The sequence below is a fragment of the Halodesulfovibrio marinisediminis DSM 17456 genome (assembly GCF_900129975.1).
Lineage (GTDB): Bacteria > Desulfobacterota > Desulfovibrionia > Desulfovibrionales > Desulfovibrionaceae > Halodesulfovibrio > Halodesulfovibrio marinisediminis.
The window spans coordinates 128,309-148,457 of sequence record NZ_FSRG01000005.1 but is presented as its reverse complement, the minus strand read 5'-3'; the positions used below and the strand labels follow the sequence as shown (position 1 = coordinate 148,457).

At 43.0% G+C, this 20,149-nt stretch carries 16 protein-coding genes; 12 read left to right on the top strand and 4 right to left on the bottom strand.

Features of this window, described 5'->3' with window-relative positions:
- Window positions 1–3: 3 nt before the first annotated feature.
- Both BUR09_RS08685 and BUR09_RS08680 read left to right on the top strand, forming a co-directional pair.
- Window positions 4–1,011, top strand: a complete 1,008-nt coding sequence (locus BUR09_RS08685) for an ABC transporter ATP-binding protein (protein ID WP_074216561.1) — start codon at window positions 4–6, stop codon at window positions 1,009–1,011.
- A 516-nt stretch (window positions 1,012–1,527) separates the two neighbouring features.
- Entirely contained in the window at window positions 1,528–3,657 is a 2,130-nt protein-coding gene (locus tag BUR09_RS08680; RefSeq protein WP_074216560.1) for a methyl-accepting chemotaxis protein, read from the top strand.
- An 80-nt stretch (window positions 3,658–3,737) separates the two neighbouring features.
- Here the strand turns inward: BUR09_RS08680 and BUR09_RS08675 are convergent, their stop codons facing one another.
- Window positions 3,738–5,180, bottom strand: a complete 1,443-nt coding sequence (locus BUR09_RS08675) for an aminotransferase-like domain-containing protein (RefSeq protein ID WP_074216559.1) — start codon at window positions 5,178–5,180, stop codon at window positions 3,738–3,740.
- Between the two features lie 122 nt (window positions 5,181–5,302).
- Between BUR09_RS08675 and BUR09_RS08670 the strand changes: the two genes are divergently transcribed.
- The 4 genes from BUR09_RS08670 to BUR09_RS08655 all read left to right on the top strand — a co-directional run bounded on the left by BUR09_RS08670 (window position 5,303) and on the right by BUR09_RS08655 (window position 8,204).
- Complete coding sequence (locus BUR09_RS08670; RefSeq protein ID WP_074216558.1) at window positions 5,303–6,040, top strand: AzlC family ABC transporter permease; 738 nt, start codon at window positions 5,303–5,305, stop codon at window positions 6,038–6,040.
- Window positions 6,019–6,354 (top strand): AzlD domain-containing protein, encoded by a 336-nt coding sequence (locus tag BUR09_RS08665; protein WP_074216557.1) that lies wholly within the window; start codon window positions 6,019–6,021, stop codon window positions 6,352–6,354. Before BUR09_RS08670 ends, BUR09_RS08665 begins: the two co-directional genes overlap by 22 nt.
- 405 nt (window positions 6,355–6,759) lie before the next feature.
- The gene (locus BUR09_RS08660) at window positions 6,760–7,362 is read left to right on the top strand and encodes a TetR/AcrR family transcriptional regulator (RefSeq protein WP_074216556.1); all 603 of its coding nucleotides are present in this window, start codon (window positions 6,760–6,762) and stop codon (window positions 7,360–7,362) included.
- Window positions 7,363–7,538: 176 nt separating this feature from the next.
- The gene (locus tag BUR09_RS08655; RefSeq protein WP_074216555.1) at window positions 7,539–8,204 is read left to right on the top strand and encodes a response regulator; all 666 of its coding nucleotides are present in this window, start codon (window positions 7,539–7,541) and stop codon (window positions 8,202–8,204) included.
- A 138-nt stretch (window positions 8,205–8,342) separates the two neighbouring features.
- Here the strand turns inward: BUR09_RS08655 and BUR09_RS08650 are convergent, their stop codons facing one another.
- Window positions 8,343–9,635, bottom strand: coding sequence for an outer membrane homotrimeric porin (locus tag BUR09_RS08650; protein WP_074216554.1), 1,293 nt, complete (start codon window positions 9,633–9,635; stop codon window positions 8,343–8,345).
- 816 nt (window positions 9,636–10,451) lie between these two features.
- On the opposite strand from BUR09_RS08650, the gene BUR09_RS08645 reads away from it, so the two are divergent.
- Window positions 10,452–11,540 carry an SEL1-like repeat protein gene (locus BUR09_RS08645; RefSeq protein ID WP_074216553.1) on the top strand — a complete coding sequence of 363 codons (1,089 nt, stop codon included), beginning with the start codon at window positions 10,452–10,454 and terminating at the stop codon, window positions 11,538–11,540.
- Window positions 11,541–11,626: 86 nt separating this feature from the next.
- Here BUR09_RS08645 and BUR09_RS08640 read toward each other — a convergent pair whose 3' ends face one another.
- Together BUR09_RS08640 and BUR09_RS08635 are read right to left on the bottom strand one after the other, a co-directional pair.
- Window positions 11,627–12,082 (bottom strand): YhcH/YjgK/YiaL family protein, encoded by a 456-nt coding sequence (locus BUR09_RS08640; protein ID WP_074216552.1) that lies wholly within the window; start codon window positions 12,080–12,082, stop codon window positions 11,627–11,629.
- A 209-nt stretch (window positions 12,083–12,291) separates the two neighbouring features.
- Window positions 12,292–12,765, bottom strand: coding sequence for a pyridoxamine 5'-phosphate oxidase family protein (locus BUR09_RS08635; RefSeq protein ID WP_074216551.1), 474 nt, complete (start codon window positions 12,763–12,765; stop codon window positions 12,292–12,294).
- Between the two features lie 504 nt (window positions 12,766–13,269).
- On the opposite strand from BUR09_RS08635, the gene BUR09_RS08630 reads away from it, so the two are divergent.
- From BUR09_RS08630 to BUR09_RS08610, 5 genes are all read left to right on the top strand, one after another.
- The gene (locus BUR09_RS08630; RefSeq protein ID WP_217694179.1) at window positions 13,270–13,956 is read left to right on the top strand and encodes a response regulator transcription factor; all 687 of its coding nucleotides are present in this window, start codon (window positions 13,270–13,272) and stop codon (window positions 13,954–13,956) included.
- A complete protein-coding gene (locus BUR09_RS08625) occupies window positions 13,940–15,229 on the top strand; it encodes a sensor histidine kinase (RefSeq protein WP_074216549.1) in 1,290 nt (429 codons plus the stop codon). The genes BUR09_RS08630 and BUR09_RS08625 overlap by 17 nt, the downstream gene beginning before the upstream one ends.
- A gap of 1,037 nt (window positions 15,230–16,266) precedes the next feature.
- The gene (locus BUR09_RS08620; RefSeq protein ID WP_074216548.1) at window positions 16,267–17,412 is read left to right on the top strand and encodes an amino acid permease; all 1,146 of its coding nucleotides are present in this window, start codon (window positions 16,267–16,269) and stop codon (window positions 17,410–17,412) included.
- A 369-nt stretch (window positions 17,413–17,781) separates the two neighbouring features.
- Entirely contained in the window at window positions 17,782–18,489 is a 708-nt protein-coding gene (locus BUR09_RS17255) for a DsrE family protein (protein ID WP_245796720.1), read from the top strand.
- Window positions 18,490–18,783: 294 nt separating this feature from the next.
- Window positions 18,784–20,124, top strand: a complete 1,341-nt coding sequence (locus tag BUR09_RS08610) for a GGDEF domain-containing protein (RefSeq protein ID WP_175566010.1) — start codon at window positions 18,784–18,786, stop codon at window positions 20,122–20,124.
- Window positions 20,125–20,149 lie beyond the last annotated feature (25 nt).

The window sequence follows — 20,149 nt, the reverse complement described above, 5'->3', positions numbered from 1 at the left end:
CTTATGAGCGATAACAATACACCATATCTTCAATGTGAAGGACTGAGCCGCGCTTTTGTTAAAAAGCTCGACTTGGCAGGCCGTATTGCCCGTTCCCTTGGTTCCAACCTGCGTGAGGAACGGGTACAGGCAGTAGATTCCGTAGATCTCTCTGTTATGCCGGGCGAAGTGCTTGGTCTCGTAGGCGAGTCAGGCTGTGGTAAATCCACGCTGGGACGTATGCTCTGCAGCATTCTCCCACGTAGTGAAGGTAAAATTTACTACAAAGGTCAGGATATCGATACACTGAAGGGACAAGACCTGAAAGAATACAACATGAACGTACAGATGATCTTTCAGGACCCGTTTGCATCACTTAACCCGCGTAAACGCGTACGCAACATCATCGGTGAAGCTCCGCTCTTCCATAAGCTGACAAGCTCATCCGAACTGGATGACTATCTTGCTAAAGTTATGCTGCGTTGTGGTCTTGATCCGTCATACACGCACCGCTACCCGCACCAGTTCTCTGGCGGTCAGCGCCAGCGCATCGGCATTGCACGTGCTATGGCTGTTCAACCGGAATGTCTGGTCTGTGATGAATCCGTAGCGGCGCTGGACGTATCCATTCAAGCTCAGATTCTAAACCTGTTTATGGAGCTGCGCAACGAACTGAACCTCACCTGCCTGTTCATCAGCCATGACTTAGGTGTTGTGGAGCACATTTCTGACAGAATTGCTGTTATGTATCTCGGCCGTGTTGTTGAAGTAGCACCAGTGGACGAAATATTCAGTAATCCTTTCCACCCGTACACTAAAGCGTTGCTCGATGAAGTTCCAAGACTTGATCGCCGCGGTGTCGACTTTACCCCGCTTAAGGGTGAAATTCCTTCTCCACTTGATCCACCTTCAGGCTGTCATTTCCATCCACGCTGCCCGCACGCTATGGACATCTGTAAAAAAGAAGCACCGATAGACATTGAAATTGCACCAGGGCGCAGAACTTGTTGTCACCTTGCAACGATGCCATAATGTAACTAATTTACTTACCCCTTTTATTGTAAGCGCCACACACAAAAATGACCCTGTAACAACAGGGTCATTTTTTTATGCAACATGATATTTATTACTAAATAAAAAAATATACAAAAATCTTTACACAATATTCATCATAGAAAAAAATTTAAGTCTATAGTCCACCTCTTCTTCCTTCTTATGGCACCATATTTTTTTCTTTTTACAATTAGCTGTAAGCATAAACGGTCACAATACAGAAAAGATACAGTCTAAAGTATCTATTTTATCTCTACTAAATAACCTTCTTTTTTCACTACATTTTTCTCCTAAAAAATGTAAAATTATCCTCTTTTCACTAAAGCTTAAACTATGTTCTCCGAGAAGAAGTGACAGGCTATACCTATAATATGGAAGAGATAACTCTCTAGAATCTTTATGCACAATTCTATCAAGTTCCTTTCATATTAATTCACTACATTCGCCTTAATCTTGTAATGAATACCCACTAGCCTCATCATACTGGAGGGAACTATGCAGTTCAAATCGCTTAAAACGAAACTTCTCTTTATCATTTCAGGATGCTCAATCGTATTCATTGGAGCGCTGTTAGCTGTAAGTATTAATTTTACAAGGACTGCAGCAATTGAAACAGCTCGGGTTATGACGCAAGAGGCTGCAGAAAAGCAGGCTCTGCTCATTAAACAGGAATTTGATGAAGGTTTTGCTGTTGCCCGCACACTGGCGAATACCATTGAAGGTGTTAAGTCGTTTTCAAAAAAACCAAATCGTGAACACGTTGCGCACATCATGGAACAAATCGCTCTGAAACAGAGCAGACTGTACGGTGTGTGGATGGCGACCGAACCAATGGCTTTTGACGGTGAGGACAGCCGTTATGAAGATGATGGCAAATTCAGTTCCGCTGACGGTCGTTTTATCCCATACTGGAGCAAGTCCGACGGTGCACTTGCCTTAGCACCGTGTACTGACCTTAACGGAGCTTGGTATACCTACAGTCGCGATACCAGAAAAGAAGCAGCTACCATTGTAACAGAATATGTCAGCACTGCTGGTTCTAAATACAGCGTATCCAGCCTTTCTGTTCCCGTTGTTGTAGACAACAACGTCATCGGCGTTGTTGGTGTAGACCTATCCGCTGGCTTCTTAACAGACATTGTAAATAACATTACTGCATTTGACGGTAACTGCACCATGAGCCTCATTGCCTTTGACGGCAACATTCAGGCCGCAACAGGGATGCCGGACCTGTTCGGAAAATCATACTCTTCCGCAGTTGAAGGTGGAGCCCCGCTGCTTCAAAAAGCAATGAATGGTCAAGTTGCCGTCAGCGAAACAGACAAAGAGCTACGTGTGTTAGTACCAGTAACATTGGGTAACGCCCAAAAGAACTGGGTTGTGTCTTTATCCGTCCCAATGGATGTTGTTCTTGCACAGGCTAACGAGATCACAAAAACGCTTATCATAACCGGAATAGCCGGTCTTCTGATTGCTCTTGCAGGTATCGTCTACTTGGTCGGCCTTATCGCCCGCCCAATCATCGACACCTCTTCCGTTATTTCAAAAATCGCAGAAGGTGACCTGACTGTCCGTTGTACACCTAAAGGACAGGATGAAATTGCAGAAATGCAAAATGCTGTTAACAGCATGGCAGGAACTCTTCAAAAAAATATGGAAGAGATAGATCTAAATATGAAGGAAGTTGAGCTGCGATCTGAAGAAGCTGAACGCGCTACAGCCCGTGCAGAACAAGCACAAGAAGAAGCAGCACAAGCACACCGGAATGGTCAGCTTGCCGCAGCAGGACAACTGGAAGTGCTCGTTCACAACCTGACAAACGTTTCTTCTGATCTGGAAACCCAGATTCACACTACTTCTGAAGGCGTAGAACATCAGGATTCACGCAACAGTGAAACTGCAACCGCCATGGAAGAAATGAACAGCACCATTCTGGAAGTTGCCAGAAACGCTTCAGAAGCTGCATCAAGTGTTGAAGCAGTATACCATGAAGCACAATCAGGCCTTGAAGTTGTTGGTGAATCTGTTTCAACAATTCAAAACGTGTATTCTCTTAGCGAGCATCTTAAACAAGAGATGGGCGAACTTGGAGAACAGGTTGAATCCATTAGTGATATTCTGAACGTAATCAGCGACATTGCAGATCAGACAAACCTGCTTGCCCTGAACGCAGCTATCGAAGCTGCACGTGCTGGAGACGCCGGACGCGGCTTCGCCGTTGTTGCAGATGAAGTTCGTAAGCTTGCAGAAAATACTATGGAAGCAACAAGCAGAGTCGGCAATGCAATCCAGACTATTCAGTCCGGAACGCAGCAAAATATTGATGCAATGACCAACACTGCCAATGCTGTAAAAGAAGCTACGAAACTGGTGACAGAATCTGGTGATGCTTTCGAGCGAATTGTCTCCAAAGTAACTCCGGCAACAGATCAAGTTCGAGCCATTGCAACTGCCGCAGAACAACAGTCTGCCGCTAGTGAGGAGATCACACAGGCTATTGACGAAATAAGCCAAATCTCAAGAGTAACCGCGGAAAAAATGCAGGAAGCAGAACAGTCCGTAGAAACTCTTTCAGGAGTTTCTGACTCTCTAAAAGACATGATGCATTCCTTGCAAAAAGGCTAACTGACAAAAAGAAAACCCCTGTTTGCACATTAGCAAGCAGGGGCTTTCTTATTACAACAAGAATAAATCAGTCGATCTTCTTAATATTCTGATCCTAACTGTTCCTTTGCAAGACGTCCGATTGTCTCAAGCCCTGCACGCATTTCATCATTCCAGAACCCTACACACGACAATCGGATAAAGTTGGTAAAGCTCTCGCTTGTAGAAAAAATTGCACCGGGAGCAATACTGATATTATGCTTCTTCACATCAAAGAACAGCTTTGTTCCGTCAATCTGCTTCGGCAGCTCCACCCACAAAACCCCTCCGCCCTTAGGTTGCGTCGCCCGTGTTCCCTGTGGAAAATATTCCGGAAGGTACTGCTGCATATGTGTTCGTTGATCGCTTATGCGTCTACGTAACTTACGTAAGTGCCTATCGTACAACCCTTCCTCGAGGTACTTCCCAATGGCCAGCTGCGTTGGCGTTGAACAAGAAACGTTTGTTGTCGCCTTAATTTCAAGCGCCTTATCCATCTTCTTACCCGGAATCATATAACCGACACGAAAACCGGGAGAAATGGTTTTGGAAAAAGAAGAACAGTGAATAATATTTCCTATCTTATCAAATGATTTCAGCGGGCGTGGACGTCCTTCCAGATCACAATACAAGTCACCGGAAACATCATCCTCAATCAACGGAATATTATTGGATTCACAAAGAGTAACAATCTCTTGCTTTGTGGCATCTGGAATAAGAGCCCCGTCAGGATTATTGAAATTAGGTGCGAGAATGCAGGCAGCAACATCAAAACGAGAAAATGCTCTATCCAGATCACGCGGAGATACTCCGTTCGTAGGGCATGATGCCACCTCAATGGCTCGCAACCCCAAGTTTTCTAATAACTGAAGGAAACAGAAGTACGTTGGAGACTGGATAACTACATTGTCCCCGGGGCGAGTCGTTGAGCGAAGCGCCAAATACAAAGCTTCCATCGCACCGAATGTAATAAGAACATCGTTTCCGGTAACCCTGCAGTCGTCCTCCTGCATGCGCCAGCTAATTTGCTTACGAAGCAGCGGATTACCTTGAATAGACTCATAACTCATTACGTCTTGCCCGTGCGTACGAAGAACAGAATTCATTATTCGCGCCAGAGCCTTGTGCGGGAGTACAGAGCTATCAGCACAGATACAACCGAATGGCAGCATACCTTTTTCTCCGACGATACCAAGAACAGTCTGAATAAGCTGTGTTCTACTTAGCTTTCCGATCTGAACATCGTGTTCCGGTAAATCAGGAATAGGCAGGGGAGCCACTTTCTGACGCACATAGTAGCCTGAACGAGGTCGCGCTTCGATTACACCCTTCTTTTCAAGCTCCATATACGCATGCGTCACTGTAGCGAGGGAAACATGCATCTTCTGACTTACATCTCGAAGCGATGGAAGCTTTTCCCCCACATTAAAACGACCAGAGTTGATCATATCCAATAAATAATGTTCTAAATTCTGGTACTTAAAATCTTTTGAAACCACCTGCATAGGTACACCTGCCTGCCTTCATCAATCTGTACTTATCGTTTTTTGTAAAAACTGCATCTGTTATGTTGGCAGATTTCATGTTTCAATACAAGCAGATTGAAACACATAGGAAGGAATTGAAAATGCAAACTGATATAATTGAAAACAAGACCACATCTACAGATTGCATAAACGGCTCGCTTCGGGCTGGCATAGCAGACGGTTTTAAGCAGGCAATCCCGATCATTGTGGGATTCATTCCCGTAGGATTTACCTTCGGCGTGCTTGCTACAAAAAATGGACTCCCTGGACACCTCACCGTACTCATGTCTTTTCTGGTGTTAGCAGGTTCCTCTCAATTTATTGCAGTCAGCCTCTTTGCGGCGTCTATGTCGCCAATTACAATTATCATTACAACATTTATAGTCAACCTACGGCACTTTCTTATGTCTGCTGCCATAGCACCTCATCTTTCCAAGATGCCACTCATGCGTAAACTGCTGTTCAGCTTTCAACTCATTGATGAAAGTTTTGCCATCCACATGGCCAATATAGATAGGAATAATTTCAAAGAAGTACAAGCTATTACACTTAACTGCATAGCCCATCTCTGTTGGACAGGGGGCACACTACTCGGCGTCTGCGGATCACATCTGGTTGCAGACATTAAACCGCTCGGCTTTGACTATGCACTGCCAGCCATGTTTGTTGTCCTGCTGATTTGGCAGGTTAAATCCAACATGCATGCCATTGTTGCACTCATCTCAGCCAGTACAGCAATTGGTCTATATATAGCTGGCGCAGAACAGTTATGTGTCATCATTGCCGCTATCATTGGCGCAACAGCAGGAGTTGTTTTATGCAATATTCGCCGGAAATAATTTTACTGACAATCATCGGGATGATGCTTGTAACATACATTCCTAGATTGCTCCCTATTGCTCTGCTTTCGAATAAACAATTTCCGGAAGTTATTACACAATGGCTAAGCTATGTTCCGGCAGCTATTTTAAGTGCCCTGCTTGCCCCATCATTATTCATCCATAATGGTGAGTTTTCACTTTCTTTCGACAATATGTACTTATGGTCTGCAGTGCCGGTATTTATTGTCGCAGTCCGTACAAAAAGTTTTTTCGGCACCATTATTACCGGAATGGTCGTTATTGCCGCTTGGCGTTACGTTCTGGCTATATAGCCATCCTCAACAACGTGTTATTTGTCCGCCTTCGGCGACATTGCAATGCCATCGTTATTGATATGTATATATAACCCTTGATTTCCCATTCGTAATATCTCGACAGTTATATCTACTTGTCATAGACAGATGCGCGCAATGAGAAGCCTTGCCAAAAAATTGGCAAGGCTTTTTTTACGTTCTAAAAAAATACATCACTACAAAACAACATTCTGTTTTCTATAGAAAATCACTCTAAGCCACCATCCGTACACTCTTACTTAATAGAAGATTACTTCTATTTCCCTCACAAGTAAGCTTGACTTTAATTTTACCTCTTCTTAGGAGTAATACTCACTTAATGACCGCCGGTCATTTTATGAACCCATATTCACAAAATTCTTACTCATAAAAAATACGCAGACCGTGAACAATAAGACAACAAGAAAACAGAGAGCTGAGCAACATACCCGTCACACAATTTTGATCAGCAGCGTTGCTATCCTTCAAACGTATGGCCTGAAAAAATTCACCATGGATAAAGTTGCTGAACAGGCAGGAATCGCAAAAGGTACTCTGTACCTGTATTTTAAAAATAAAAACGAGCTCCTTCTTTCTGTTGCAAACCATTGTTTTGAGCCACTGAATGAAGACATGCGGAAAATATTTTCCAGCGAAATAAGTATATTGGAAAAACTGAAAAAATATCTTTCTGCGTCATTTCTTCACACTGAACAAAACAGAGCACTTTTTTACGAGCTGAAAGCAGTTTTGCTGACCCATGTTGAGAAAGATTTTAACGATAAAAACTCAACCTACTGGGAAATGATCAATATTGTTGCCCGCACATTTGAAGATGGGGTTAAGAAAAAACTCCTGCGTCCTATGGACTGCGATAAAGTAGCAATCTTTTTTATCGACTCAATTGACCGCGCAATGGCTCGACGAATATTCACTAAAGTAGATGATTCTGCTGAAGACGATGCCCGTGAACTACTCAACATCTATCTACACGGGCTTGCACTATAGCTAACTCAGGATTGACCACATAATGCAGCATAAGCACTGCCAACCTATAACTGGGCTGAAGGTACTAAATTAGCAGTTCCTTCACACTGTATTCGTTAAATGACCTTGAATACATTTCCGCCCTACCGTGGATGATACACACTTTATTCTTTCTTTAAATCAGTTGGAACTTACTTATGAAAAACAGCCCTAACAAACCGATTCGTATTCTCCTCGTTGATAATCACGAAATCTATCGGATTGGGTTACGCGAAGGTCTTTCTTCGAACTCAGATATGACCATTGTTGGCGAAGCTTCAAGTGGAGAAGAAGCACTTTCACAGGCAGTACATTTAACACCTGATGTTATTCTGATGAATATAGGTATGCCTGTAATGGACGGTGTACAAGCAAGCTTGGAAATGAAAAAACGAAACCTCTCCAGTAAAATTGTGATCCTTACTCACAACACTTCTGGCGACACTGTTTTTTCCGCTATCAAGTCAGGCGCCATGGGCTACTTGCTCAAAAACATATCCATAGCTGACCTTTCACAGAGTATTCGCAAAGTTTGCAGCGGTGAACCTGCATTTACACCATCCATCGCCTTAGAAGCGCTTTCTATTATTGCTTCACCGGGAGAACATAAGCATGCAGAACCTCACCCCCTCACACCTCGTGAAGTGGAAATTTTGCAACTTGTTGCAGAAGGAAAAGGCAATAAAACAATTGCTGATGAACTCACAGTAAGCGAAGCCACCGTCAGCACACATATGAATAACATTCTTACCAAACTACATCTCAGCAACCGAGTGCAAGCAACACTCTACGCACTCCGGAAAGGGTTATCCTCCCTTAACTAAAAAGAACTAGAAAAGAAAAATCCCTGCTTTGCAATATGCAAAGCAGGGATTTTTTTATCGAGTAAAAAAAGAGGTACCCGTTAGGGTACCTCTTAAAGTGGCTGTTAGCACACTGACTTTGTCAAAATGACTTCTAAATTAGAAGTTGTATTTTGCACCGATAGCAGCTTTGAAAACGTCGTCGGTTTTTGGAGCTGCGTCGTCGAGGTCGGTGATTGCGTATGCGAGGTCAACGATAAGATCGAGGTTCTCGTACATTGCGTAAGTAGTTACGAAGTCAAATTCGTATGCTTTGTCATCGCCGGTCCACTCATCAAAGCTCTGTGGGTTAGTAGCGTCGAAAGCATCGTCGTCGTTGGTACCCTGAACGTAAGTCACACGAACAGTGTGAGATACTTTCTCAAGGAAGGAAATTTCGGAAGCCTGAAGGGATACACCCCATTTGCCAACAGCGCTACCGAAGAGTGCGTCAGCAGAGTTAGCAGCAGCACCGAAGCCAACGAGAGTGGAAGGAACGAAGTCAAGACCACCAATTACTGGCATGATGTTGTCGCCTTTAGCATTGTCAGCACCGGAGCCGTACCAAGCGAGAATTGCAGGAACTGCGAAATCAGTTGCGTAAGCAGCTTTACCAGCGAAGAAGTAGCCAGCATCACGGGAATCAACTTTACCGTAGATAGCGTCAAAAGCGAGAGTAAGGTTTTCGATTGGAGCAGACTCAACTGCAACACCGAACCACTGTGCTTCTTTGCCATCGAGGAACTTAACTGGAGGAGTAGTAGAGTTCTGATCTTTAAAAGTTTTGTAACCGTTATTAGTTACCATTGCGTATGGAGAAACAGTTACTACACCAAGATCAGCAGTAACGATTGCACCAAAGAGATCAGAGGTGCCTTTAGTTTTGTTGTAAGTAGCATCAGTGGATTTGTAGTTAGCGTAAGGACGTGCGAAGAAAGCAGTTGCGCCAACTTTACCGAAAGAAGTGCTTGCTACGATAGCAGCAACATCATCGTCGATGATTGGGGAACCAGCTACAGCACCTGGAAGAGCGAGGCCCTGGATACCAGCACGAACTTTAACAGCAGTGTTAGGTACCATGAAGGTCATGTAAGCACGTTTGGTCTGAATGTTCACACCGTCAGCACCAAGCTGACCACCGGAGCCACCACCAACTTTAGCGGTTTTACCTGCGTAACCCCAATCCTGGTTAATTTCAAAGTATACGGTACCGGAAAGAGCTTCAGATGCGATGATGTCGATCTGGGAACGGAAACGCTGGGAGAAATTGTTGCGGTTGTCCTGCTGATCTACGTTGTAGTAGTCGTAACCTGCGTAGAGGTAACCGGAAGCCTTAAATTCTGCAGCAGATGCGCCAAAAGCAGCACCAAGCACCATGCAAGCAGCAAGTGCGAGAACGATAATACGTTTCATAATAAATTTCCTTCTTAAATTCACTTAAGGTCCAAAGTCAGTGACTGTTCAATTTTTTGTACCCGAGGGTAAAAAAATAAGCAGCCGATGTTGAAGCTCTTGTTGCTGAGGTGGCTTCATACTAGATATTCGCGGCTAACGAAAACTGTATGCCTCTGCGGCGAACTTCATATCTGAATGAGAGTGGCTAAGCTCTCAGTTCATTCTGTTGAAAATCCGTTCTAGATAGAACCTCGTATGGAAGCTCTAATATCTTTTCAGTACAAATGAAAAACTAATTATCTAGAAACAAAATTTATTTCCTGATTAGATTTATACAGTGTCTTGCATTTTCGCATCAATAAAAACTTAGAACAAAAACCATTGCAATATACATATTTTGTACTAGAGCGCTAAACAATTTTATTGACATAGGACTAATCAAGACCAATACAAGCAATTAATATTAAAGACTTTTATAAAAAACTAATAAAAACTTCTCACACACAACATCCATAAAATTATCTTAAGAGTATTAAAAAAACACGAAGGCCATACTCTTACTACACTAAGCTATATGTATCATAAGGGTCTGTACTGGAAGGCAAAAGACTTTTGAGTGAATAGGCATAAAGATGTAGTTCATAATTTAAACATTAATCGTACAAAACATCCCTTCTTGATTAGCTACTTTTTATTTTTTAAACAGAAAAGAACACGGTAGATGTGCATGCACCGTTGCCTATACCTTTCAACCTCGTGCACATACTCGTTGCAATGTAATGCAACACTCACCACACCGACTCGTTACCCAATTCATGACTGACTGGAGCGCCTGTGTTTTCTTCTGTAAAAAAACTGTTCACCAAAGCATCTATGCCTTCTTCCCTTGAGCAAGCCTTAGAGGCGTATGAAGAAGAAGAATATGAACTTGCCATCTCTCTTTTTGAGTCCTTGTCACGTCATAGTACTCCTCAAGCTCTCTACTGCCTTGGCACATGCTATTTTTGGGGCCTTGGGACAGAAAAGAATCAAGAAAAAGGACTGCGCCTTTTTATAGCGTCAGCGGAACAAGGTGACTGTCAGGCTCAAATAGAGCTTGGCTATATTTATCGTCACGGACATGGTGTTACTGCAGACAGCAAAACGTCTCTTCAGTGGTATGAACGCGCTCAAGCCACAGGAAATGCCGATGCAACAGCGGAAGTAGCTCGCTGCTATGAATACGGAGACGGTACAGAACGATGCCTATCCAAAGCTCTGACATTATATGCTGAAGCAGCTGAAGGCGGAAACGCCATGGCACAGTACTCTTTAGCCTGTTTCTACACACAAGGAACAGAGGTAGAATTCGATCCCATTACAGCTTTCTACTGGTTCAAACGTGCCGCAGATCAAGGGGTTGCCGATGCATACATACACGTGGCAGCAAGCTATGCACGTGGTGAAGGTGTTGATACTGACCTGAATAAAGCCATCTCCTGGTATGCAAAAGCTGCAGAACATGGTGACGCTGTAGCTCAGAACAACATGGGCTATTACTACACAACCGGTACAGGTGTTGTTCAAGACGAAGATAAAGCTACATTCTGGTACTACCATGCCGCAAAGCAAGGGCACGCCATTGCCCAATACAACCTTGCTGAACGCTACCGGACCGGCAACGCAATTAAACAAAATTTAGCGGAAGCGGCATATCTCTATTTAGAATCTGCCAAGCAGGGAGACAAGGACGCACAATACCGTATAGCAATGTGCTACAAACACGGCGAAGGCATAGAACAAAATCACGAACAATATGTCTTCTGGATAGAAGAGGCGGCACGCCAAGGACAACAAACAGCAATTGATGAAATCAACACCTATGTTCCCTCAGAAATTCCAGAACTAGTGACATCAGAAGCTAAGTCTCCTATTCAAGACTAACACCAGCAGAACGGCATCCGCCACCACATAACACTGAATATATAGTGTGCGACGCTACCTCTAAGGTAGCATCGCACACTTTTTTATTATTCTGAATCGACTGCTACTTTCAAAATAACCTTATGCAGTTCCCCATCGGCAACAAGAGGCATGTGAGCGTCTTCAGGGAAAAAAATTGCAAATGAGCCGGACAATACGGTATTCCAACTTGTTGGAGCTTCATCGTAAAAATATACGTCCGGATACTCTTCCGGCTGTTCGGCTGGCACCGTAATATCTTTTCGAGATTTCCATCCCATCAGCTCAGTACCCTGCAAAACAAACTGAATATCAATATATTGATCATGAGCTTCTAATTTTGCTTCATCAATGGATCTTCCTTTTTGATGAACCACCGTTGCGTACAGCTTGCGCCCCTGAATTTCATACTGCCCGTCCGGTAAGTCATACAAATCCTTACGACGTAAAAACGCAAACGCTTCTGCAAAATATGGAGATAAAGCCTCATACCGTTCAGCATGCTCCAGAACATCTAAAATCATTACACAATCCTTATTGCTAAAAGAAAGATTGGCCCACCCTGCACCAAACAATCTACTTTTTCAATCCAATCCCCTTCACGGTACTTCAAATCATCTCTCGATAGAAAAGAAGTCCCTTTCTTCCCAACATATTTTTGCCACAAAAAACAAAAAAACTCTTATCCCACAGCAGATGCTTTATTCGAAATAGGTATGTCAGTATCAATCAACTACGGCCACTCGCCAGATTGCTTCACGCTTATATCTTCCAGACTTATTTTAAACACACATGTTCCACGAATGGCAGTCTCAGGCATCATTCCAGATTTCCCATAATACTTAGTGCAAAGCGCATCCAGCACCTCAGCCTTCTCTTCCGCATTTTCCACAAGCTCAGCCACACCACTTGCCATAAGGCATTGAAACGAAAAATCACTCTTACACATATTTTCACTATCCGATGCCGGAAGAAGATCGCCTTCTCGAGTTGCCTCAAAGAAGACCGCCGGATTTTCACGCAATATGTCGATCTTTTTTCCCTCACAGCATCCGTGAATGAAGACTTTCGTTCCCTTATGCGCAAAGTTCACCGGAACAACATATGGTTTATTGCCTAGACACATACCCAAACGGCAAACTAAAACATCACTCAACAATTCTTCAACAATTTTCGGGCTGGTGACATCCTGCTCTTTTCTTCTCATAACTCCTCCGTAGCGTATTGTTGCAACGTATCATATCTTAAAAAGATCCCTGTTACAGACACGGCTGTCTTCAACTGCAGTTAGAAGTTAACCTGAAAGTAGTTACATAACCTGCGCTACCTAGCTCGCAAAACAACGTGTTCGAACAGGATATCGCCCCCCTACCACGCAATAGGGCTCTGTACCCCGGCCCCCTTTCTTGCTCTATAACATTCTGCCTCAACTCCCCATAAGGCCAGCATATGTTAACCACTTGTTAACAGAAAACTTGTTATTTCATATAGCTTGAATGGATAGCCACACTCATAATGCATTAAGAAATTATATTTTAAATTTATATATCGCACATCATCTTGTCATGTAATTTGACGAAGACACAACTAGCGGGCAAGTACATACATAAATATTACGATCCAACAATACGGTACATCTCTACGACAGCTCTTTGCTGGAGACTAAGTACGTATCCTGTTCCACACGTTACGAACGCTAAAGGAATTTATGATGAATCTAAATGTATTACTTGTTGAAGATGATTACGATCTTGCTGCCTCGCTTGTGGAGTATCTTGAGCTGGAACATATTACCTGCGACCATGCTGCAAATGGCCTGCACGGCATGGAGCTTATCACGCAAAACAAGTACGATGTCCTTCTCCTTGATGTAATGATGCCTAAAATGGATGGACTTTCTTTATGTGACAGCCTACGCAAAGATGGCGTTGACACCCCAGTCCTTATGCTGACAGCCCGTGACACACTTGATGATAAGGTTGCCGGATTTGAAGTCGGCACAGATGACTATCTGGTAAAGCCATTTGCCCTTAAAGAACTTCTTATCCGTGTCCGCGCTCTCGCCAAAAGACGCAGCAGCCAACCTCGCAAGTATACTGTAGCTGATCTGGAACTGGATACCGGAGCTGTAACAGCAACGCGAAACGGAAAAAGTCTGCTTCTCACTCCAACAGAATGGAAACTCCTTTTAGAATTAACCCGCAACAGCCCACACGTTGTCACACGTGACCAGCTAATACGGGCAGTATGGGGAGAGGACACTCCAGAAAGTAACACCCTAAAGGTACACATGCACAAATTACGGCAAAAAGTAGATAAGCCATTCCCGAATGCGCTAATCACAACACTCCCCAGACACGGTTTTGCACTGAGAAACGACCATGAGAAAAGTACGTAGCTTACGACGGATTATAATAAACAGAGTTCTATTCTTTGGACTCGCTTTCATCCTTGGCTACTCTGTACTTTTGATAGACTTTGGTGACCGTGGCCTAGACTTGGCTGTTGAAATGCGCCTAAACATGGAACTTGAAGCATATTCAAAACAATTTGCCCTGACCCCTGAAATACCGTTACCAGAATATACCAACTTTAAAACCTATCTAGGGTATGACACGCTTCCCGTAAAAATTCGTGACGCTATTCCTGAAAAAATTTTCTATTCAAAACAGCTGGAAGTTTGGGACCCCCCCCACGGGGAACTCATGCAATTCATTTATCCATGGCAACGCCCTGATGATAACTGGGTATACTTCGTTTTCACTGTGCATCTGAATGACAGTACAGAAAGAATCATGGCTGATCTTGATCACATGCTTTCATTTATTGGCCAGGTAGGACTCACCGTCCTTGCCATCATCGTTATTCTCATGCTTGGCTCTTTACATCACCTCTCCCACTCCATTAACAAATTACGAGCATGGGCAAACAGCCTCCAAATAAAAAAGCTTGATCAACAAAAAAAAGTCTTTAGATACCAAGAGCTAAACGAAATTGCTGACGTAATTCATGATAATACAAAGCGTATTGCCGCTGGAGTAAAACGTGAACAGCGATTTTTGGAACACGCGAGCCATGAACTACGTACCCCGATAGCCATACTACAAAACAACCTTGAACTGCTTGAATATAAAGGGCTCAGTAAAGATCCGCGTTTTGCAGCGTCATTTTCACGTATGTCTAACGCTGTAAACAACATGCACCATTTGACTACAACACTGTTATGGGCAAGCCGAAACGAAAGCGCACCGCCTGTAGCCACAAAAGTAAATCTTGAAGCATTAATTGAAGACCTGATTGCTGAAAACAACTATCTGCTAAAAAATAAACAGGTTCTGGTATCCACGTCTCTTTCCAACGAAACGATTATTGTTTCGAAACATGTGCTGCGTATCATTCTGGGCAACATTATCCGCAACGCATTCCAACACACCGACGAAGGCGAAATTAGCATTCATAATACAGCAGATACCTTTGTTGTATTTAACAGTAAATCATCTGAAGGAACTGTATCAGATACTGAAAGCTACGGCCTCGGCATCATGCTTATTGAACGTCTCGTAACTAAAATGGGTTGGGACATCACCTTTGATGATTCTGACACGTTCTTCGCTGTAACCCTGCAAATGAGCAATGTAACACCCAAGAGCATAGAAAAGGACTCCCTGTAATTGAAGCTTAAACACTCCACAATTCTGATGTGAACCAACGCTCTTATCTTGATGAAATACTCTGTGCATCGAATGCTGTCTTAAAAAACAAAAGCCCTTGCGAAAAATCGCAGGGCTTTTTTTACTTCAAAACTCATTATGACCAACTAGTACACCAATATTCCACAACACTGTAATCGACGAATAAAAATTATACAAAAGGTCAGTGCACCTTATCTCCAACGTGAAAACCCCTCTCAAAAGACACAAAGACACTTTAACACCGAAAAGCACTGCCCCAGCTTATCCAACAAAAACAATGCAGCACCATTTCTTGCAATAGCTTACAATCTGAATATTGCTGCACCACCTTCAAAACAACATGTAATATACATTACAAATTTTACGAAAACACAGAAAAAACTTTGAAAAGCTATTTCAGACCTCATACAATCTGGAGAGTTACTTATAGTTGAATCTTACTCTTCACAAAAAGTACTGCTATATCTTACTAAGTTAATTCATAAAAATTAATTAACTAATCTCATAAGCATTACTGTACTAGTAGGAGAGTCTTTCATGTTGCCACAGCAGTATATGAAAACATGGTGGTATATTGTAGAGCATCCCACGTTCACAACTGAGTTTAAATGGATACTGCTTTGGAAGGCAAGCTACAGAGCCAACACTGTAGCAACAGCTGCGTCGATGTTATCCGTCGATACATTAAGACGATGCGATCAACACTTCTGAGCCATTTATCTCGAATGGGTTAGCAAAAAGTTACTCTTGTTGCCGTTTGTCCCTCTATCCGGTCGCACAAAGTTCAAGTCATGGCGTCTTGTATGTAGGTGTTAATGTTATTTTATCTACCTATGAAATTACTCTTTTTTCTGCCCATGAAATAATAACCACGTGCTGACCAGCCAGTCAGAACAACCTGCCTTGAGTATTCAAAATGAACAAAAGCTCTTATAGGCCAACAGAATCCCCGCAGTCATGTGGTGGCTTACTATTTAATGCTGATTATTTTTCAGCATTGAAAAATGGAGAACGGTATGAACTCTAAAGATATTGGTGCAATTAGTATTGTTGCCGGTACCGCAATTGGTGCAGGTATGCTTGGTCTTCCTATGGTAATTGGAAGCCTCGGCTTTTTCACAGGCTGTCTGCTCTTACTCATCATGTGGGCTCTGGCAGTCTACTCAGGTCTGATGCTTATTGAAATCAACCTTGAATTCGGGCCCGGTGTTAACTTCAACCACATGACACACGAAGTCCTCGGTCGTCCCGGTCAGCTAGTAGCCACGGGGAGTGTTTTTTTTCTCACTTACTGTCTTCTCGTCGCCTATATAACGGGTATGGGTGGTCTTATTTCCACCATAGTAGACATTGATCCCCGTATTGGTTCCGCTGCATTTGCCATTGTAAGCGGTATCATTTTCTTCATCGGAACAAACGCACTCGTTTCCGCAAACAAAACATTATTCACCATTATGCTCGGTGCAATGATACTCAGTTTTGCCTGCCTCGGTGGTCAGCTTGAGCTACATAATCTTACACAGGGCAACCCAACCCCAAAAGGCTTGCTTATAGCACTCCCTGTTCTTTTCACTTCCTTCGGTTTTCATGCATCTATACCTAGTGTTGTAAGCTTCGTAGGTGAAGACAAGAAATCTCTTGTAAGTATTCTGGTCATCGGCAGTACTATCCCGGGACTCTGTTACGCTGCGTGGCTTATGCTCTCGCTCGGTAGCGCAACACCGGAACAACTCACAAGCATGGCTAACGTTGATGCGCTTGTTACACTCATAAGCGGCAACGCAACATGGCTTTCCAGCATCTTATCCTTCTTTGCCATGCTCGCACTGGTTACATCTTTCTTCGGCGTATCCCTTGGGTTGTTTGACCTCGTCGCAGAAACCTTCAAACGCGGTAACGATAAAACCAGTCGCGCCGGAACCAGCGCATTGGTTTTCCTTCCACCGCTTGCCGCGTCTGTACTCGCACCGGACGGATTCATCGCAGCTTTATCACATGCTGGTGCAGCCCTTGCCATCATTGCCATTTTCCTTCCGTGCATCATGGTATTGAAACTACGTTCTGCCGGTAAGAGTCAGGAGTTCAGAGCAATAGGTGGCAATCCTGCTGTTGTTACCAGCTTCTTATTCGGTATTATTATCATTGCTGCTAACTACTTATAAACGTTTTTTTTCCACACAAAATACAACAAGGACACCAGACTCCTTACAAAAATCAGTCTGCCATCCTAATCAAACAAAAAGCCCCTGCAACTAATGCAGGGGCTTTTTGTTTACACATATCTCACCAAATTTCCGCTCATTACGCTCAGGAACAGCGCATCTATTTTGAATAACAAACCGTACCATGCTGTATTTGCTCAACAACCAGATCTCAACAGATATCATTTTTCGGTCTGAAAAATATTTTTATATTTATGCATCTAATGACCATTATCTTCTTAAGTATAATGGAGAAATTTTCACCCTTCAGCACCATTCAACAAAACTGCCTGATACGCACAAATCAAACACAACGGGGTAGTACATCCAATGAGTGACGAAAAAATATCCCAGACAGATTTTCAAAAATTAATGCTGCTACTTTCAGAAAAACGCACAGCACACACCACACTTCGCTCAGGCATTGCCTTAAGCGCATTTTCCATGACGATCATTTCATTCATTATAGTTATGACATCCAAAATAGACGGAACATTTAATCAGATAATTTTTATTGCGCTCGGATTAGGCAGTGTCGTTATGCTAATATTAGGAATTTACTTTATTCGCAGAGGATTCACCCGAATGCGCTTTCATGACGCTCTTATTAACCAAATTCTTTACGTTAATCATGAAGCCAGCAGCTTATTTTATCATACAAGAAAACGTAACAACCTTGATGCTACAGGAGCTTCAATGCATTACGATACGGTTTTCCACTTTGACAAGGGCACAACGGAATTAGAGATAACCATCAGCAATATTGAAAATTATTATGAAAGTCTTTCTGGAAAAAAATTCAACAGTTACCTTGTCATAAATGGTCCGGGCATAAAATTCCTAGGAAAAGAAGATCCCCATGCGCCTATGTTAACTGAACTTGCAAACCTCGGTCTGCAAATAAAAGTCTGTCAAAATGCTATGCACCATTTCCAAATTCAACCGGACTGGCTACTGCCTGTTGCTCAAATTGTTCCAGCCGGATTACTGGAAATAATTGACCTACAGCGCAAAGGTTTCGCATACATCAAACCATAGCTGATAAAGTATAAACTACGCCATTAACTATACGCACTATCAGTACCTTGCACCACACAAAAGCAATAGACGAATAAACACTAGTTGATTCTTTGTCAGACTCAGCAATGCTCCTGCGCTTTTTCATGAGCACAGCAGAATCTGACGTCCTTTTATTATTCTTCAGTTTTTATTTGAGATTCCAGGAAAAACTGCATTAAGGCACTTTCAGGTTTCTCCATGAATACTAGTGTAAGAAAAGAGTTAAGTAGTAAAATATTTCTAAAAAATACGCTATGTTATACAAGGCTTCTTATGCAACGCACACCCTATGTAAAACCTACTCCATCCTCTTTTGAAGTCGCCCCAAGTACAGTTCAGGAAAATGAAACTGGGATGTGGTATTGGGAGCCATTGGCAGACACTTTCTACTTCAGTGAATCCTACCTTGCACGACTTGGGTATAATGATGATGAAACCCCAACATCATCAGCTGACCTGATCAATATTATTCATCCAGAAGATCTGACGATAGTTCAGCGTATTCAGGAAAACTACATATATTCTGCCAAAGATGGAAACCGGTATGAACACCGACTGCGTGTCCGTGCAAGAAGCGGTAACTATTTTTCTATTGTCGTCCACGGGTACATTCTTCATCGCGATTCCATGCAACGAGCAACTATGGTCAGCGGCTTCCATATTAACAGTGAACGCCTTGCTACGATCGACCATGAAGAACAGCGAATGAAATTCGCGCTACAAGCTGCTGAAGACGGTATATGGGATTGGAACGCCGAAACTAATGAAGTATACTATAGCCCAAAATACATTGCCATGGCTGGCTACACCGAAGATGAATTTCCCCCGACAGCAGATTCATGGGCATCACGGGTACATCCAGATGACTATGAAAGTACCGTCGCCATGCAACTTCAAATCATTAACAGTCCTGATCATGGTGACAGTTTCGAATGCATCTACCGTTTTCTTCATAAGGAAGGACACTGGATATGGATTCTTGGAAAAGGCGTTGTGACCAGTAGAAAAGCAGACGGAAAAGCACGACGAGTCACAGGAGTACATATAGATATTAACGAGCTGCAAAACGCCAAAGAAAATCTTATTAAGACGCTGAAAAAAGATACGCTGACAGCTGTTTACAGCCGATATTCTTTCGAACAACGACTCGAAACCATCACCACTGCCGACTATCCGGTAAGCCTGATATACGTAGATGCTGACGGTCTAAAAATTGTTAATGATCTTCTGGGCCACACATACGGCGATGAATATTTACGCAAAATTTCTTCTATGCTGGCGCGGTACACTCGAAACCACGACAGCATCTACCGCATCGGCGGGGATGAATTTGTCATCCTGCTTCCAAACACAGGACGTAAAAACGCCAACGAAGCTCTACTTAGATTAAAAAACAAAATTGAAGAGCAAAGTGCTATAGGTGACTCACCATTTGTGTCCTTTGGTTTATCAACAGCTATGTTCCCTGACGAACTAGATACACTGACGTCAAATGCCGACACCCACATGTATGAAAATAAACGTATTAATCAGGAAGAACGACACAAATTAATACGTCAGTTCTGTCTGGACATCATAAGCAAAACAAAGGCAACTGCCAGGAATGTTTCGTAAAGCGATACCTCGAACAACCTTAACG

Excerpts from the sequence above, each read along its gene's own strand:
- BUR09_RS08655 (WP_074216555.1), top strand. The coding sequence starts at position 7,539 with ATGAAAAACAGCCCTAACAAACCGATTCGTATTCTCCTCGTTGATAAT.
- BUR09_RS08610 (WP_175566010.1), top strand. The coding sequence starts at position 18,784 with ATGCAACGCACACCCTATGTAAAACCTACTCCATCCTCTTTTGAAGTC.
- BUR09_RS08675 (WP_074216559.1), bottom strand. The coding sequence starts at position 5,180 with ATGCAGGTGGTTTCAAAAGATTTTAAGTACCAGAATTTAGAACATTAT.
- BUR09_RS08680 (WP_074216560.1), top strand. The coding sequence starts at position 1,528 with ATGCAGTTCAAATCGCTTAAAACGAAACTTCTCTTTATCATTTCAGGA.
- BUR09_RS17255 (WP_245796720.1), top strand. The coding sequence starts at position 17,782 with ATGAGTGACGAAAAAATATCCCAGACAGATTTTCAAAAATTAATGCTG.
- BUR09_RS08625 (WP_074216549.1), top strand. The coding sequence starts at position 13,940 with ATGAGAAAAGTACGTAGCTTACGACGGATTATAATAAACAGAGTTCTA.
- BUR09_RS08635 (WP_074216551.1), bottom strand. The coding sequence starts at position 12,765 with ATGAGAAGAAAAGAGCAGGATGTCACCAGCCCGAAAATTGTTGAAGAA.
- BUR09_RS08630 (WP_217694179.1), top strand. The coding sequence starts at position 13,270 with ATGAATCTAAATGTATTACTTGTTGAAGATGATTACGATCTTGCTGCC.
- BUR09_RS08665 (WP_074216557.1), top strand. The coding sequence starts at position 6,019 with ATGCAATATTCGCCGGAAATAATTTTACTGACAATCATCGGGATGATG.
- BUR09_RS08650 (WP_074216554.1), bottom strand. The coding sequence starts at position 9,635 with ATGAAACGTATTATCGTTCTCGCACTTGCTGCTTGCATGGTGCTTGGT.
- BUR09_RS08620 (WP_074216548.1), top strand. The coding sequence starts at position 16,267 with ATGAACTCTAAAGATATTGGTGCAATTAGTATTGTTGCCGGTACCGCA.
- BUR09_RS08685 (WP_074216561.1), top strand. The coding sequence starts at position 4 with ATGAGCGATAACAATACACCATATCTTCAATGTGAAGGACTGAGCCGC.
- BUR09_RS08640 (WP_074216552.1), bottom strand. The coding sequence starts at position 12,082 with ATGATTTTAGATGTTCTGGAGCATGCTGAACGGTATGAGGCTTTATCT.
- BUR09_RS08670 (WP_074216558.1), top strand. The coding sequence starts at position 5,303 with ATGCAAACTGATATAATTGAAAACAAGACCACATCTACAGATTGCATA.